The sequence below is a fragment of the Pelomonas sp. Root405 genome, assembly GCF_001425165.1.
Taxonomy (GTDB): Bacteria; Pseudomonadota; Gammaproteobacteria; order Burkholderiales; family Burkholderiaceae_C; genus Pelomonas.
Window position 1 is genome coordinate 1443116 of the sequence record NZ_LMDU01000001.1, and the last position, 15575, is coordinate 1458690.

At 70.0% G+C, this 15575-nt stretch carries 15 protein-coding genes; 10 read left to right on the forward strand and 5 right to left on the reverse strand.

Features of this window, described 5'->3' with window-relative positions:
- Window positions 1-61: 61 nt before the first annotated feature.
- Window positions 62-532 (reverse strand): cache domain-containing protein, encoded by a 471-nt coding sequence (locus ASC81_RS06580; protein ID WP_082536293.1) that lies wholly within the window; start codon window positions 530-532, stop codon window positions 62-64.
- Window positions 533-668: 136 nt separating this feature from the next.
- Between ASC81_RS06580 and ASC81_RS06585 the strand changes: the two genes are divergently transcribed.
- From ASC81_RS06585 to ASC81_RS06615, 7 genes are read left to right on the forward strand one after another with little or no spacing between them, the layout of a single operon-like run.
- Window positions 669-1109, forward strand: a complete 441-nt coding sequence (locus ASC81_RS06585) for a thioesterase family protein (protein WP_056263950.1) — start codon at window positions 669-671, stop codon at window positions 1107-1109.
- A complete protein-coding gene (locus tag ASC81_RS06590; protein ID WP_056263951.1) occupies window positions 1106-1831 on the forward strand; it encodes a nitroreductase in 726 nt (241 codons plus the stop codon). Before ASC81_RS06585 ends, ASC81_RS06590 begins: the two co-directional genes overlap by 4 nt.
- Window positions 1831-3156: a sodium:proton antiporter gene (locus ASC81_RS06595; RefSeq protein ID WP_056263952.1), complete on the forward strand. Its 1326-nt coding sequence runs from the start codon at window positions 1831-1833 to the stop codon at window positions 3154-3156. The genes ASC81_RS06590 and ASC81_RS06595 overlap by 1 nt, the downstream gene beginning before the upstream one ends.
- Complete coding sequence (locus ASC81_RS06600; RefSeq protein WP_056263954.1) at window positions 3144-4133, forward strand: D-glycerate dehydrogenase; 990 nt, start codon at window positions 3144-3146, stop codon at window positions 4131-4133. The genes ASC81_RS06595 and ASC81_RS06600 overlap by 13 nt, the downstream gene beginning before the upstream one ends.
- Complete coding sequence (locus ASC81_RS06605; protein ID WP_056263957.1) at window positions 4130-4921, forward strand: hypothetical protein; 792 nt, start codon at window positions 4130-4132, stop codon at window positions 4919-4921. The genes ASC81_RS06600 and ASC81_RS06605 overlap by 4 nt, the downstream gene beginning before the upstream one ends.
- 36 nt (window positions 4922-4957) lie before the next feature.
- On the forward strand, window positions 4958-6337 hold the full coding sequence (locus ASC81_RS06610; protein ID WP_056263960.1) for a DNA recombination protein RmuC: 1380 nt from the start codon (window positions 4958-4960) through the stop codon (window positions 6335-6337).
- Window positions 6334-7515 (forward strand): MFS transporter, encoded by a 1182-nt coding sequence (locus tag ASC81_RS06615; protein WP_082536294.1) that lies wholly within the window; start codon window positions 6334-6336, stop codon window positions 7513-7515. Before ASC81_RS06610 ends, ASC81_RS06615 begins: the two co-directional genes overlap by 4 nt.
- Window positions 7516-7521: 6 nt before the next feature.
- On the opposite strand, the gene ASC81_RS06620 is transcribed toward ASC81_RS06615, so the two are convergent.
- Genes ASC81_RS06620 through ASC81_RS06635 form a run of 4 tightly spaced genes read right to left on the reverse strand, consistent with a single transcriptional unit; the run spans window position 7522 to window position 10735 of the window.
- On the reverse strand, window positions 7522-8286 hold the full coding sequence (locus ASC81_RS06620; RefSeq protein ID WP_056263962.1) for a LytTR family DNA-binding domain-containing protein: 765 nt from the start codon (window positions 8284-8286) through the stop codon (window positions 7522-7524).
- Window positions 8283-9311, reverse strand: a complete 1029-nt coding sequence (locus tag ASC81_RS06625; protein ID WP_056263964.1) for a sensor histidine kinase — start codon at window positions 9309-9311, stop codon at window positions 8283-8285. The genes ASC81_RS06620 and ASC81_RS06625 overlap by 4 nt, the downstream gene beginning before the upstream one ends.
- A 16-nt stretch (window positions 9312-9327) precedes the next feature.
- Complete coding sequence (locus ASC81_RS06630; protein WP_056263965.1) at window positions 9328-10017, reverse strand: hypothetical protein; 690 nt, start codon at window positions 10015-10017, stop codon at window positions 9328-9330.
- A gap of 49 nt (window positions 10018-10066) precedes the next feature.
- Window positions 10067-10735, reverse strand: a complete 669-nt coding sequence (locus ASC81_RS06635; RefSeq protein ID WP_056263967.1) for a hypothetical protein — start codon at window positions 10733-10735, stop codon at window positions 10067-10069.
- 303 nt (window positions 10736-11038) lie between these two features.
- On the opposite strand from ASC81_RS06635, the gene ASC81_RS06640 reads away from it, so the two are divergent.
- From ASC81_RS06640 to ASC81_RS06650, 3 genes are all read left to right on the forward strand, one after another.
- A complete protein-coding gene (locus ASC81_RS06640) occupies window positions 11039-11650 on the forward strand; it encodes a FecR domain-containing protein (protein WP_056263970.1) in 612 nt (203 codons plus the stop codon).
- Window positions 11647-14595, forward strand: coding sequence for an EAL domain-containing protein (locus ASC81_RS06645; protein ID WP_162245864.1), 2949 nt, complete (start codon window positions 11647-11649; stop codon window positions 14593-14595). The genes ASC81_RS06640 and ASC81_RS06645 overlap by 4 nt, the downstream gene beginning before the upstream one ends.
- A 107-nt stretch (window positions 14596-14702) precedes the next feature.
- Window positions 14703-15575, forward strand: coding sequence for an STAS domain-containing protein (locus tag ASC81_RS06650; RefSeq protein WP_056263974.1), 873 nt, complete (start codon window positions 14703-14705; stop codon window positions 15573-15575).

Here is a 15575-nt window from a genome sequence, read left to right on the forward strand (position 1 = left end):
AACCTTCTAGAGTCGCCGTCGGCATGGGGCCGACGGCCGGGACGGCCAGCCAGCCGCTGACTTACTTGTAGATGCCGCCGCAGACGATGGTCTCGTCCAGCCGCTCGCAGTACATCTGCTTGGGCTCGATCTTCTTGCTGGCCGGGTTGGTGAACTTGTAGTCCTGCCAGAAGCCCTTGGGGCTGGACTTGCCGAGCTCCACGCGCTCGCGAACGAAGGCCTTGCCGTCGATGTCCTTGAGGTCGATCAGGTCGCGGCCGACCTGCTTCTCGTTGGCGCCATGGGCCAGGCATTTGCCGTCCATGCCGTAGACGACGAGGTAGAGGTCGCTCTTGACGAACTGCGGGTCCTTGGCCGTGATGGCGGCATAGGACTTGTCCTTGCCATTGGCTTTGATGTAGGCCACGCCCTTCTTGACCATCGCGACCGCGTCGTCCTTGGTCGCGTTCTGGGCGAGCGCGGGCTGGGTGCCGATGACGGCCGCCAGTGCGAATGCAAAACCTGCGAGACCTGTCGTGCGGATGCGGTTCATGCGAGCTCCTTGCCAGCCGTGGGGGGAAACGTTCCTTGCGGCCCAGTGTCGCTCTCGCAAATCAGCCCGTGCAAGTGCATATGCCCGCATTCGCCCACAAACCTTGGCCTTGCAGGGTGCGTGGAAGAATGCGCGCATGACGACCCGCCCCCAGCCCGATGGCCGCGAGGCCTACCCTTGCTTCGTGCCGCTGACGACACGGTGGATGGACAACGACGTCTATGGCCACCTGAACAACGTCGTCTACTACAGCCTCTTCGACACCGCGGTGAACAGCCTGCTGATCCAGGCGGGTGCGCTGGACATCCACGGCGGCGAGGTCATCGGCCTGGTCGTCGAGACGCATTGCAATTTCTTCGAGTCGCTGGCCTTCCCGCAGCGTATCGAGGCCGGCGTGCGCGTGGCCAACCAGGGCCGCTCCAGCGTGCGTTACGAAATCGGCCTGTTCGCCGAAGGCGCACCCAGCTGCGCCGCGCGGGGTCATTTCGTGCATGTTTACGTCGACAGCAAAAGCCGCCGGCCGGTCGCCGAGCTGCCTGCTCCCTATCTTCAAGCGCTGAAAGCCCTGACCCCATGAGTCGCCTGGATTCCCGTTTCAGCACGCCGACGCCCGAGCAGACCGCGGCGGTCGACGCGGCCATCAAGACCCGTCACTCGCTGCGCGCCTTCCTGCCCACGCCGGTGCCGCGCCAGACCATCGAGGACATCCTGGAAGTGGCGTCCTGGGCGCCATCTGGCACGAACACCCAGCCCTGGCAAGTGCACGTGCTGACGGGCGCGGCGCTCAAGCGCACGGCCAGCCGCATCCAGGCCGCCTACCTCGACCCGGCGCAGAACGCCGCGAGCAAGGAGGAGTACGCCTACTACCCGACCGAGTGGCGCAGCCCCTACATCGACCGCCGCCGCAAGGTGGGCTGGGATCTGTACGGCCTGCTCGGCATCGCCAAGACCGACAAGGCGCGCATGCAGCACCAGCACGGCCGCAACTTCATCTTCTTCGACGCGCCGGTGGGCCTGTTCTTCACCATCGACCGCGTCATGCAGCAGGGCTCGTGGCTGGACTACGGCATGTTCCTGCAGAACGTCATGGTCGCGGCCCGCGCCCGCGGCCTGCACACCTGCCCGCAGGCGGCGTTCACGCAGTTCCACCGCGTCATCGCCGAGGAACTGCAGCTGGGTGAAGAGCAGATGCTGGTCTGCGGCATGTCGCTCGGCCATGCCGACCCGGAGGCCGTCGAGAACGGCCTGGTCACCGAGCGCGCGCCGGTGGCCGAGTTCGCGCGCTTCCTGGAAGACTGATGGCCCTGTCGGGCGCCGAGCTGGGTCTGGCCTGGGCTGCGCCGTTTACCGGCCTGCTGCTGTCCATCGCCGTCATGCCGCTGGCGGCGCCGTCCGTCTGGCACCACCACTTCGGCAAGATCGCTGCGTCCTGGACGCTGGCCTTGCTCATCCCCTTCTGGCTGAGCTTCGGCGCGGCGCAGACGGGCGACGTGCTCGTGCACACGCTGCTGGCGGAGTACCTGCCGTTCACCGTGCTGCTGTGCGCCCTGTACACGGCCTCCGGTGGCATCTACATCCGCGGCAACCTGCATGGCAGCCCGCGCTTGAATGTCGCCCTCATGCTGGTTGGCGCCCTGCTGGCCAGCATCATGGGCACGACGGGTGCCGCCATGCTGTTGATTCGCCCGCTGATCCGCGCCAACGACAACCGGCGCCACAACGCCCATGTCGTCATCTTCTTCATCTTCATCGTCGGCAACATCGGCGGCGCGCTGACACCGCTGGGCGACCCACCGCTGTTCCTGGGCTTCCTGCAAGGCGTCGGCTTCTTCTGGACGGCTGGCCAGCTCTGGTCCCCAACCCTGTTCCTGGTTGCCGGTTTGCTGGCGGTGTTCTGGATCATCGACAGCTGGCTTTATCGCAAGGAAGGCATCACCCGCGACGACCCGACGCCCGACAGCCCCGGGCTGGGTGTCGACGGCGCGATCAACCTGCTGCCGCTGGCCGCCGTGGTCGGCCTCGTGCTGATGAGCGGCACCTGGAAGCCGGGCGTCGTCTTCGATGTGCGGGGCACGCCGCTGGCGCTGCAGGCGCTCGTGCGAGACCTGGGCCTCGTCGCCGTGACGGCCGTGTCGCTGCTGATCACGCCGGCCGGCGTGCGCGCCAGCAACCAGTTCAGCTGGGCGCCGATGCAGGAGGTGGCCAAGCTCTTCATCGCCATCTTCCTGACCATGGTGCCCGTGCTGGCCATGCTCAGGGCAGGCGAGGCCGGTGTGTTCGCGCCGCTGGCCCGGCAGCTTGATTCACCGTGGGCGTATTTCTGGTTGGCCGGCAGCCTGTCCTCGGTGCTGGACAACGCGCCGACCTACCTTGCCTTCTTCAACCTCGCGGGCGGCGATGCCCAGCGCCTGATGACGGACGGCGCCGCGGTGCTGGCGGCCATCTCGGCCGGTTCGGTCTTCATGGGCGCCATGACCTATATCGGCAACGCGCCCAATTTCATGGTCAAGGCCATCGCCGAGGACCGTGGTGTCAAGATGCCGAGCTTCGGTGGCTATCTGCTCTGGTCCGGCGCGGTGCTGCTGCCCCTACTTTTCGTGATGGCGCTCATATGGATGCACTGAAACCCAAGGTTCTCGTCTCCCGCCGCGCTCCCGCAGCGGTCATCGACAAGCTCGCGGCTCATTTCGACGTGGATGCCGTGCAGGGAGACGGCGTGCTGCCGCCCGACGAGCTGCGGGCGCGGCTGCAAGGCAAGGCGGGCGCATGGATCACCGGCACCGAGCGCGTCTCGGCCGAGCTGCTCGACGCCTGCCCCGACCTGAAGGCCGTCTGCACGATGAGCGTCGGCTACAACCACATCGACCTGGCCGCCTGCACGGCGCGCAAGGTGCTCGTCACCAACACGCCTGATGTGCTGACCGAGTCGACCGCCGACTTCGGCTTCGCGCTGCTGATGGCCACGGCGCGGCGCATGAGCGAGGGCGAGCGCCTGCTGCGCGACGGCCTGTGGAAGAGCTGGTCGTGGGACTTCCTGGCCGGCTCGGACGTGCATGGCGCCACGCTCGGCATCCTCGGCATGGGCCGCATCGGCCAGGCCATTGCGCGTCGCGGCCGCTTCGGCTTTGGCATGAACGTGATCTATCACAACCGCTCGCGGCTGCCGGCCGAAACCGAAGCCCAACTCGGCGCGCGTTATCTCAGCAAGGACGAGTTGCTGCGCCAGGCCGACCACCTCATCCTCGTGCTGCCCTACTCGGCGGAGTCCCACCACTGCATCGGCGCGGCCGAGATCGCGCTGATGAAGCCCTCGGCCACGCTGGTCAACCTCGCCCGCGGCGGCATCGTCGACGAGGACGCGCTGGCCGCCGCGCTGCGCGAGCAGCGCATCGCCGCGGCCGGCCTGGACGTCTTCGAAGGCGAACCCAAGGTGAATCCGGCGCTGCTGACGCTGGCCAACGTCGTCCTCACACCCCATATCGCCAGCGCCACCATGCCGACCCGGCTCGCCATGGCTCATCTGGCGGCCGACAACCTCGTCGCCGTGCTGAACGGTGCCCAACCCCTCACGCCACTGAATCCCGAAGTCCTTTCCGCATGAACCGCCGCCTGATCTGCCTGCTCGCTCTCTTGCCGCTTCTGCCCGCGCTCGCCTTCGCCCAGAAGAGCAAAGCCGCAGCGCCACCGCCCGAGGCCGCCGCCGAAGACAAGACGCCGCGCGACCCCAACAAGTTCGCGGCCCTGTCCCTGCTTGGCGACAACGTGCAGCTCATCTCCTTGAGCCCCGCGCGCGGCGACACCGTGCAGTCCGGCGAGTGGACGGCCTCACCCGCCGGCGGGCTGGACAACGCCGTGCTGCAGTCGCTCAACGAGGCCGTCAAGGCAGCGGGCAAGGACCGCGAGGTCAAGCTCTACACCTCGACCACGCGCAGCCTCTTCGGTGACCCGGCCAACCTTTTCGTCGACGGCAAGCTGAGCCTGCCCGGCAAGCTGGGCGACGCGGTTCGCCTGAGCGGCGCGGCCAAGCTGTTGCTGGTCACACGCAGCCGCCAGGAGCCAGCGCTGGCCGCGGCTCTGCCGGCGCGCATCCTCGCCACGCTGGAAGGCCCCGGCTTCGTGCTCGACCAGCGCCCCAGCGCCAACATCGGTTTCGACGGCCAGCCTGGCCGCGCCGTGCTGGCGCCTTATGTGTCCATCCGCGTGGCGCTGGTCGACCTCAGCGACCTCAAGCTCAGGCGCGAGCAGTCCCTGGCCGTCGCCAGCCGCCTGCCCGTGGCGGGCGATGCCAACCCCTGGGCCGCAACGACGGCCGAGCAGCGCGTGAAGGCGCTGGAGGCCCTTATCGAAGCCGAGCTGCCGAAGGCGGTGGCAGGTCTTGTCGCGCCCTGAAGTTAGCCTTCGGCGGGCGCGGCGACAATCGCCCGCATGAGCCTGTTCGATGTCTTGCTGCTGGGTCTGCTGGCCCTGATCCTGGTCCTGCTGATACTGATCTGGGTCCGCCAAAAGACACCGCACGAGGTGCCACCGGAACTGCTGCAGAGCAACGAGCGCATGGAGCGCGAACTGCGTGACGAGCTGGGCCGCAGCGGCAGTTCCACCCGCCAGGAGTTGATGCAGGGCCTGGCCCAGTTCCAGCAGCTGCTGACGCAGGGACTGCAGGGCAGCAACCAGTCCCTGGCCCAGCAGGCGCTGGCTGCCCGCGAGGCCCAGGACGCCGCCGCGCTGCGCAATATGCAGGCCCAGGCCGAATCCATGCAGCGCCTGGCCGACGGCATGCGCGAGCAGCTGCAGGCGATGTCCCTGCTCAACGAGCAACGCATGGCCGAGTTGCGCCACACCGTCGAGCAGCGGCTGACCAGCATCCAGCAGGACAACGAGAAGAAGCTGGAGCAGATGCGCGCCACCGTCGACGAGAAGCTGCACGCGACGCTGGAGCAGCGCCTGGGCGAGAGCTTCAAGCAGGTGGCCGAGCGACTGGAGCAGGTGCACAAGGGCCTGGGCGAGATGCAGAACCTGGCGCGCGACGTCGGCTCGCTCAACCGCGTGCTGACCAATGTGAAGACCCGCGGCGTGTTCGGCGAGGTGCAACTGGCCGGCCTGCTGGAGCAGGTGTTCACGCCCGAGCAATACGCCGCCAACGTGGCGACGCTGCCGGGCTCGAACGCGCGGGTCGAGTTTGCGATCAAGCTGCCGGGCCAGCGCGACGATGGCCTGCCACTGTGGCTGCCCATCGACGCCAAGTTCCCGCGGGAAGACTACGAGCGCCTGCTCGACGCGCACGAGCGCGCCGATGCGCCGGCGGCCGAGGCCGCGGGCAAGGCCATCGAAGGGCGCCTGCGACTGGAGGCCCGCACCATCCGCGAGAAATACATCGGCCCGCCGCACACGACCGACTTCGCCATCCTCTTCGTCCCCACCGAGGGCCTCTACGCCGAGGCGCTGCGCCGCCCGGGGCTGATGGAGAGCCTGCAGCGCGAACACAAGGTCATGCTCTGCGGCCCCACCACGTTGTTGGCCACGCTGACCAGCCTGCAGATGGGCTTTCGCACGCTGGCCCTGCAGCAGCGCAGCGCCGAGGTCTGGGATGTGCTGGGCGCCGTCAAGACCGAGTTCGGCAAGTTCGGCGACGTGCTGGCCAAGGCCAAGCAGAAGCTCAAGGAAGCCGGCAACACGCTCGACGCCGCCGAGGTGCGTACGCGCGCGATGACGCGCACGCTCAAGGGTGTGGAGGCCATGCCCGATGACGCGGCCCAGCGCATGCTCCAGCTCGGCAAGATGGGTGACGACGCCGAGGACGCCGAGTGAGCCAGGCGACGCCTGGCCAGGGCCAGAGCCTGCGCCATGCCTTCGTGTGGCTGATCGCCACCATGATCTGCGTGCATGCCTGCATGGCGGTCACGCGTGTCACCGCCAGCCTGTGGGTGCTGCACCGCGGCTATGGCGAGGCCTCGGTCGGCCTGCTGCTCAGCCTGTTCGCCATCGCCCCCATCGCGCTGTCGCTCTGGGCCGGCCGCCTGGCCGACCGGCATGGCTTCCACCGCCCGGTCGGCGTGGGCGTGCTGCTGGCCGGCGTCGGCACGCTGCTGGCACTGGGTGTGCAGCAGCTCTGGGCGATTGCCATCGGTTGCCTGCTGTGTGGCGGCGCGGTGGCGGTGGCGGCCGTGGCGCTGCAGCGCGAGGCCGGGCTGATGGCCGACCAGCCGGGCGAGCTCAAGCGCATCTTCAGCTGGATGGCCCTCGGGCCGGCGCTGTCCAACGCGGTCGCGCCCATCCTCGCCGGCCTGCTGATCGACTACATCAGCATGACGGCGGCCTTCGCCTTCGCTGCCGTGCTGCCCCTCCTGGCCTGGGCACTGGCGCACAAGGTGCCGCGGCATCCGCCGGCCGTCTTCACCAAGAGCTTCCGGGAGCCCGCGGCCTGGCATCTGTTCCGGCTGCCGGCGTTCCGGCGCCTCATCCTCGTCAACCTGGTGCTGTCGGCCGGCTGGGACGCGCACAGCTTCGTCGTGCCCGTGGTCGGGCATTCGCGCGGGCTGTCGGCAGCCAGCATCGGCCTGGTGCTGGGCTGCTTTGCGGCGGCCGCGATGGTGGTGCGCCTGGCCATCGTGCGCTTTGCCGACGACATCGACGAGGTCAAGGCGCTGCGCGGCGCCATGCTGCTGGCGATGCTCACCTTCATCGCCTACGCCTGGTTGCCCGGCACGGCGGGCCTGATGTGCGGCTCGGCCCTGCTGGGCATCGCGCTGGGCTCGGTGCAGCCCATGATCATGGCCATGCTGCACCGCGTGACGCCGCCTGAGCGCCACGGCCAGGCCCTGGGCCTGCGCATGCTGACCGTCAACGGCGTGACCGTCGGCATGCCCGCCGGCTTCGGCATGCTGGCCGCGGCCACGGCACTGGCCGCGCCGATGTGGCTGATGGCCTCGCTGTTGCTGGTGGCGCAGTGGCCGGCGCGCAAGCTGCGCGGCGACGAGCCGGCCTGATCCCCATCACATCGGCCTGAAACGCGGCTGGAAGCTCTGGCTCACCGGCAGCCGTGTGTGGCCGTCCTTGAGCAGCACGTCCATGCCGCCCAGGCGCCGCTCCACGCGGGCCACCTGCGCCAGGTTGACGACAACGGCGCGGTGGATCTGCCAGAACTGCTCGGCGTCGAGCTGGGCAAGCAGCTCGCGCAGCGACAGCCGCAGCAGGAACTCGCCCTCGGCCGTGACGGCGCAGGTGTACTTGTTGTCGCTGCGGAAATGGCTCACGTCCGCCACCATCACCAGGTGCAGGCGCTCGCCCTGCGAGGCCTGCAGCCAGCGCAGCGGCGCGGCCGGCGTGGCGGGCGCGGGCGACAGCTTGGGCGGCGCCCACTGCTGCAGCCAGCGCGCCAGCTCGGCCGGCGGCAACTGCAGGCGTTGCTGCAGGCGCTGCACCGTCTCGCGCAGGCGTTCGGTGGCGAGGGGCTTGAGCAGATAGTCGACCGCGCCCTGGTCGAAGGCGGTCAGTGCGTGCGCGTCGTAGGCGGTGACGAAGACCACGTGGCACAGGCCCTTGATGCGCCGCGCCATCTGCAGCCCGTCCAGCCCGGGCAGGCGGATGTCGACGAAGACGATGTCGGGCCGCAGCTCCAGCACCAGGGCCAGGCCGTGGTCGCCGTCCTCGGCTTCGCCGATCACCAGCAACTGCGGCCACAGTTCGGCCAGGCCTTCGCGCAGGCGCTGGCGCGGCAGGGCTTCGTCTTCGATCAGCAGGGCGGTGGGGTTCTTCATGGGTTCCGGGCCGCCTCCCAAGGCAGGTCGATGCGCGCGCAGACGCCGCCGGTGGGGCGCTGCTGGATGCTCAGGCGGGCCGAGCCGCCGTACAGGCCGGCCAGCCGGTCGCGCAGGTTGGCCAGGCCCAGGCCCTGGTCCTGCGTGGGCGGCGCCGCAGCGGCTTGCAGGCCGACGCCGTCGTCACGCACTTCGAGCACGAGGCGGTCGCCCTCGCGCCGTGCGGCCAGGTCGATGCGCCCGCCCTGCGGCTTGGGTTCGATGCCGTGGCGCACCGCGTTCTCCACCAGGGTCAGCAGCATCAGTGGCGGCAGCGCGCAGTCCCGGCATTCCGGCTGCGGCTGCAGCCCGAAGTGCAGGCGCTCACCCAGCCGCGTGGCCATGACCGTGAGGTAGGCGCGCGCCAGCTCGAACTCGCGTTCCAGCGTGCTGGTGGGTTCGCGCAGCGAGGGCAGGGCCAGCCGCAGATAGTCATGCAGCTCGCCGAGAAAGCGCTCGGCGGTGGCCGGCTGGCTGCGGATCAGCTGCTGCAGGCTGGCCAGCGAATTGAACAGGAAGTGCGGCTCGACCTGGGCCTGCAGTGCCTTCAGCTCGGTCAGGCTGACCTGTCGCGACAGCTCGGCCATGGCCGCCGTCTGCTCGGCGCGGGCCAGCCGCAGCGCGATGGCCTGCTCCTCGCGCCAGCGCCACCAGCGGGTGGGCAGGTGCATCAGCAGCGCGAAGGCGAAGCCTGGCAGCCAGGGCCGCCATTGCGACAGCGGGTTCTGCCAATTCGGCAGGTCGATGGCGGGCAGCAGCAGCGTGCCCGCCGCCGAGCCCAGGGCTGCGGCCAGCGGTACCGCCAGCGGCCACCAGCGCCAGTTGAGCGTGAACCACGCGGCGCTGTAGGCCAGCCAGAGCTGGGCGGCCGGGGCCAGCCAGCGAGCGTGGGGCCAGATCCAGTGCAACAGGGCCAACGTCGCCCAGAACAGCAAGGCGGGGATAACGGCAGGAAGCAGGGCGCGGCGCAGCGGCGGGCGTGGCATGGACTGGCTCACCTGCTCAATCCAGCGCCGCGTTCAGCAGCGGCGCGGGCGGTTCCTTCGCCATCTCCGCCTTGCGCTCTGCATCGGCGCGCCGCGCCGACTGCAGGTCGACGCCGATCTTCGTCGTGGTCGTCGGCACCTCTTTGCTGACAACCTGGAATTGCAGGTTGCGCGCCCAGACCTGGCCCTTACCGACCAGGGCGAGGCCGAGGACGACCTGCGCCGCGTCGGCTGGCACGTCGAACACGACACTGACGTCATGCCAGTTCCCGTCGGCTGCGAAGGCAGCGCCAGCGGGCAGCAGCGGTTCGACACCGGGCCGGGGCGTCACGATCGAGTTCAGCCCGCCCCAGCTGCCGCGGCCGAGAAAGAGCCCGGCCCAACCCTTCACGGTGTCGGCCCGCAGCTGGCCGCTGAAGCGCAGCCGTTGGCCCCCGTAGCCGGACAGGACCTGGTGCGCCGCACCCATGTCGACGCCCCAGGGCTTCGTGGACGCCACGAAGCGGACGGTCAGGCTGGGGCTGCCGGCCGCGTCGCTGGCGGGATCGATGCCGACTTCGTAGCCCTTCGAGTGCGACAGCGTGGCCTCGGAGAAGATGAAAGTGTTGTGCTCGAGCCAGCCTGAGGGTATGCGCAGCGGGGTGGCAGCGCCGACGCTGAGCACGATGGCGGCCAGCGGGGCGAGAAGGAGAGTGCGGTAGTCCATGTGGGCTTGCCTTGGAGAGGGTTCTGATGCAAGGGCGGCTGGGCCGCAGCTACTGCAGCGATAGGTTTTGCGGGGGCGTGGGGTTGCGGTTGCGCATCTGCCACTCGCTCCACTCGCTGTCGGCCTTGATAAGCGCAGCGGCCTCGGCGCCGAAGCGGTGCGCGGTGACCGGTACTTCGGGCCCGACGATCTCCAGCTTGAAGCCACGTGCCCAAACCTGGCCGTTGCCGATCAGGGCTAGGCCGACAGTGGCCATGCCGTCGCCTGCTGCGGGGACGTCAGCCACGACGCTCACCTCGCACCACTCGGTGCAGCCAGCAGCGCCGCGCGGCGCGGTGGCGTCGGCCCCGGCCTCCGGGGAATTTGGCGCGACAAAGAGCGGCACGCCGCCCGAGGCGACGGCGAGCCCGGCCCAGCCGTCCACGCCGGTTGCCTTCACCTGCGCGGAAAAGCGTATGCGCCGAGCGGCATAGCCCCAAAGCGGTTGACTGATGCTGCCGATCTCATAGGCCTTGCGCTCGCCCAGCGCCTTGATGGTGAGGGCGCGCTGGCCGCCGTTCTCCGTCTCGGCGGCGACGCCCATCTCATGCGTGGTGCCCGGTGGCCAGGGGTGGCTGGCGCCGGAGAGCCAGCCGGCCGGCTGCCGCAGCGTCTCGGCACTGCTCGCGCTCAGCGCGAGCGCCGCCAGCGGGATGCTCAAAAGGGCTCGGTAGTCCATGCGTTCGTCCTGTCGGGTTGGTGGGGATGGCCCGCAATGTGACCGGCGTTTGACGAGCCGGCCCGCGCGATGCGACCAGCCAGCTTCGGCAGCGACGACGCAGCCGATGGCGCGACGAATGACCGCCTATCGGCCGTTCGCTTGAGCGGCGCAATTGGTCAGACCAATATACCGGCATCCTCAGCATCCTTATCTCGCCCGGCCGGCGGACGAGGGAACACTCGGTGGCAGGCGCTCGGTGCATCCGTTCTACTGCGCCGGCTGCGCCCTCTTCGGTGCCCCCGTCGCGATTGGAGTCTGGTGATGCGTTCGTTGCTACTCTGCCTGGCCCTGTGGGGTTCGGCCGCTTTCGCCCAGCCCGTCTGCGAGGTGATGGCCGTCAGCGGCGAGGCGCAGCGCGTGGACGGCAAGGCGTTGGCGGTGGGCGACAAGCTCGATGTCGGCACCACGCTGCGCACCGGCGGCAACGGCCGCGTGCGCCTGCGGTTCATCGACGGCTCCGTTCTCGTGCTGGCCGACCGGAGCCAGCTGCGCATCGAGGCCTTCAGCGCCTCCGCCAGCCAGCCGCGTGCAGCCGAATTGCTGCTGGAGCTGGGCCTGATCGGCCAGCGTGTCACGCCGTCGGCGAGCGGCAGCTGGCAGGTGCGAACCCCCACCGCCGTGACGGCCGTGCGCGGCACCGAGTTCAGCGTCGAGGTCGGTGACGACCTCGCGACGGCGGTGCATGTGAAGGCCGGCGAGGTCGATGTCGAAGCCACCGGCGCGCAGGCCCGCGCTGCCAAGCCGCGCCGGCCGGTGCGCCTGGCCAAGGCACTCAACGGCACCCGCTGCGATGCCAGCGAATGTGGCGCCGCCGTCGCCTGGGCCGCCGAGCGGGTGGCGCGCGTCGACCAGCGCCTGGGGTCGCTCGATTGAGACAGCGCTTGGGCTATGTGCTGATCGCGCTGGCGGCCGCGCTGCTGGGCCTGGCCATGCACGCCTGGCGGGCCGATGTGCCCGTGCTGGAGCGGCCTGACCAATGGGCGCTCGACTGGCAGACGCAGTGGCGCGGTCCCCTGGCGCCCGGCACCGAGTTGCCGCTGCTGCTGGTGCGCGTGGACGACGCCGCATTCGAGGCGCTGGGCGGCCGGGTGCCGGACCGTGGCGAGATGGCGCGCGCCGTGCGGGCGCTGCAATCCGGCGGGGCGCGCGCCGTCGCGCTGGACATCCTGCTGCTGCCGGGCGGCGGCACACCCGAAGGCAGCGCCGCGCTGGCCGCCGCGATGAAAGCCTGTGCCTGCGCCGTCATTCCCTTCTCGCTGCCCGATGACGGTCATCCCGCCGCCGCTGCGCCGGCAGCCGTACTCGCCCAGGCCCTGCTGCGCCATGACGACGAGGCGGCCCTTGCACGCAGCGAGAGCCACTATCGGCCGCACCGCCTGGTCGCGCCCGAGCCCGTGCTGGCCGAGGCGGCTGCGGCGCTGGGCCACATCAGCGTGCGCCCCGAGGCCGACGGCAGCATGCGCCGCGACCTGCCGCTGCTGCGGCTTGACGGCGAGGTCTACCCGTCGATGCCGCTGCGCCTGGCCGCCTTCGCGCTGCAGGCAGATTGGCGCCAGGCCCACGCCCGCTTCGGCGCGGAGTTCAGTGTCGGCAGCGCGCTGCGCGTTCAACTGGATGAGCTGTCCCGCCTGGGCGTCAACTACTACGGCCCGGGTGGGCCGCTCAGCAGCTTCGACAGCGTCGGCTTTGCCGAGCTGCTGGCGGGCGGCGTCGACCCGGCGCGGCTGCGGGGCCGCATCGCGGTGATCGGCGTGTCGGCGCTGGCTGCCGGCGACCAGGTGCCCACGCCTTTCGACGCCCGCCTGCCCGGCATGGAGCGCATTGCCACCGTCACCGACAACCTGCTGACCGGCCGCAGCCTGGTGCGCCCGGCCTGGGGTGGCGCGACCGAGCTGGCCGCCGTCCTGCTGCTGCCGCTGATTGCCGTGGCCTTGCTCGCGCGCCGGCCGCTGGGCATTGCGTTGGGCGCCATCGGGCTGGGTGTGGTGGCCCTGCTCGTGGGCGTGCAATGGGCCTTCGAGACCCACTACCTGGTCTTCTCGCTGGCGCCGCCGCTGCTGGCCCTGGCCGCCGCTACGCTGGGCGCGAGCGCGCTGCGCGCGGGCATCGAGCAGGCCCAGCGCCGCGAGGCTGCGCGCCGCCTGGCCGACAGTGAGCAGCGCTATGCGTTGGCGGCCCAGGGCGCCAACGACGGCCTGTGGGACTGGGACCTGCTGACGGGCGAGGTCTATTACTCGCCGCGCTGGCTGGCGCTGATGGGCCTGTCGGCCACCGAGACCGGCCACGCCATCCAGGCCTGGACGCAGCCTTTGGAGCCCGCCGCTCGCGACGCCTTCGATGTCGAACTGCAGGCCCATCTTGACGGCAAGAGCCTGCAGTTCCATCACGTGCTGCATTTCAACCAGGGCGGGCAGGAGCGCTGGCTGCTGGCGCGCGGCCTGGCGGTGCGTGAAGGCGGCAGGCCGGTGCGCATGGCCGGATCGCTCACCGACATCTCGGAGAGCCAGCGCCTGCAGCGCCAGATCAGCTTCGACGCGCTGCATGACCGCCTCACCGGCGTGGCGAATCGCGTGCTGTTCCGCGAGCAGCTGACGCAGCTGTTGAGCGGCGTGCCGGCGCCCGAGACCGGCCTGCTGCTGCTGGGCCTGGACGGCTTTCGAGCGCTCAACGAGACGCATGGTCCCGTCGTCGGGGACACGGTGCTGGCCGAGCTGGGCGCCCGCTTGAGGTCGGCCTTTGGCGCGCGTCATCTCGTGGCCCGCATGGGGCCGGATCAGTTCGCCTTGCTGCTGGCCGGCGGTGACAACGCCGCCGAGCTGGCCCGCCGTGTGCGGGCGCTGCTGCAGTCGCCCTTCAATGTGGCCACGCCGATGCTGCAGCTCACGGCCGGCATCGCCTGGGCGCAGCGCCGCCACGGCCCCATGACGGCCGACGAGCTGATGGCCGCGGCCGAAGGTGCGCTCGCCCGTGCCAAGGCGGACGGCACAGGGCAGACGCATGAGTTCGACCCGGCCGAGCAGCTCGTCGAGCAGTCGCGCCGCTGGCTGCGCGACGCCATCGACGCGGCGCTGGCCAGCGGCACGCAATTCGAACTGCACTACCAGCCCTTCGTGCGCCTGTCGGATCGCGCGCTGCTGGGCTTCGAGGCGCTAATCCGCTGGCGCCACCCGGAGCGCGGCGTCATCATGCCGGGCGACTTCATACCGGTGGCCGAGGCCAGCGGCCAGATCTCGGCGATAGGCCGCTGGGCGCTGCTGGAGGCTGCCGCTCAGTTGAGGCGTTGGCAGCCGCTGGGCTTCACCGGCGAGGTGGCGGTCAACCTGTCCGGCGTGCAGCTGGAGCGCGACCTGGAACTGCTGGCCGACGCGCGCGCCACGCTGGCCGCGCTCGGCGATGTGCCGACCCATCGAATCAAGCTCGAAGTGACCGAGAGCATGGCCATGGCCAATCCCCAGCGCAGCGCCGAGGTGCTGCGGGAGCTGGCGCGCATGGGCTTCAAGCTCAGCATCGACGACTTCGGCACGGGCTATTCGTCGCTGGCGTATCTGCACCGTTTCCCGTTCGACACGCTCAAGGTCGACCGCAGCTTTGTCGTGCGCCTGGCCGCGGGCCGCGAGGCCCAGGAGATCGTCCGCACCATCGTCGGCCTGGGCGCGGCACTGGGCAAGCAGACGCTGGCCGAAGGCATCGAGGACGAGAAGCAGGCCGCGCTGCTGGAGCAGCTGGGCGTGCAGGTGGGGCAGGGTTGGCTGTTTGCAAAGGCGCTGCCGGAAGCCGAGGCGACGAACGTCATCCACAGCCAGCCGTGGCGGCGCTAGGTCGCGGCCTTCTCCCACACGGCGGCGCGGTTCTCGCGGCTACATTCCATCGTTGGGCGCCTCCCGGTGCCCTGCTGAGATGGCCGTGAGGCCAGCATGGGAACCCTATGAAGCAGAACAGTGCGGCCGTCGAAACGCTGCTGGCGCAACATCGTGAACAGGTGCTTGCGGAGTGGCAATCCGAACTGGCGGTCGCGAGCGGGGGGCGGGCGTCGAACACCGACGTGCAGGGCACCGCGCAGCTGCTGGAGGCCCTGCTGGCTGGCCTGCGGGCCAATGGCCGCATCGACGATTTCAACGACAGGGTCTGGGAAGCCGGCCGTGAGTTGCTGGCCAGCCTGTCGCGCTCGCGCGCCGCGCAGGGCTCCACGGCGGCGGACACCAGCCGCTTCGTGCTGGCCTTGAAGAAGCCGCTGTTCTCGGGCCTGCAGCGCATGCTCGGCAACGATCCCGCGGCGCTGCTGAGCGCGGTGTGGGACGTGTCGACGCTGATCGACAGCATGGCTCAATTCACGGTGACGGCCTACCAGCGCACCCGCGAGGAAATCATTGCCCGCCAGCAGCAGGAGCTGCTGGAGCTGTCGACCCCGGTCATCAAGCTGTGGGACGGTGTGCTGGCGGTGCCCATGATCGGCACGCTGGACAGCGGCCGCACGCAGCTGGTGATGGAAGCGCTGTTGCAGCGCATCGTCGACACCGGCTCGACCATCGCCATCATCGACATCACCGGTGTGCCCACCGTGGACACGCTGGTCGCCCAGCATCTGCTCAAGACCGTGACGGCGATTCGCCTGATGGGCGCCGAGTGCATCATCAGCGGCATCCGCCCGCAGATCGCGCAGACCATCGTCCACCTCGGCATCGACCTGGAGGGCGTCATCACGAAGGCAACTCTCGCCGATGCGCTGGCCGTGGCCATGAAGCGCGCCGGCTTCGTCGTCAGCCGCGGCAAGCCGGCAGCGGCGCTGCCGGCGGCCTGA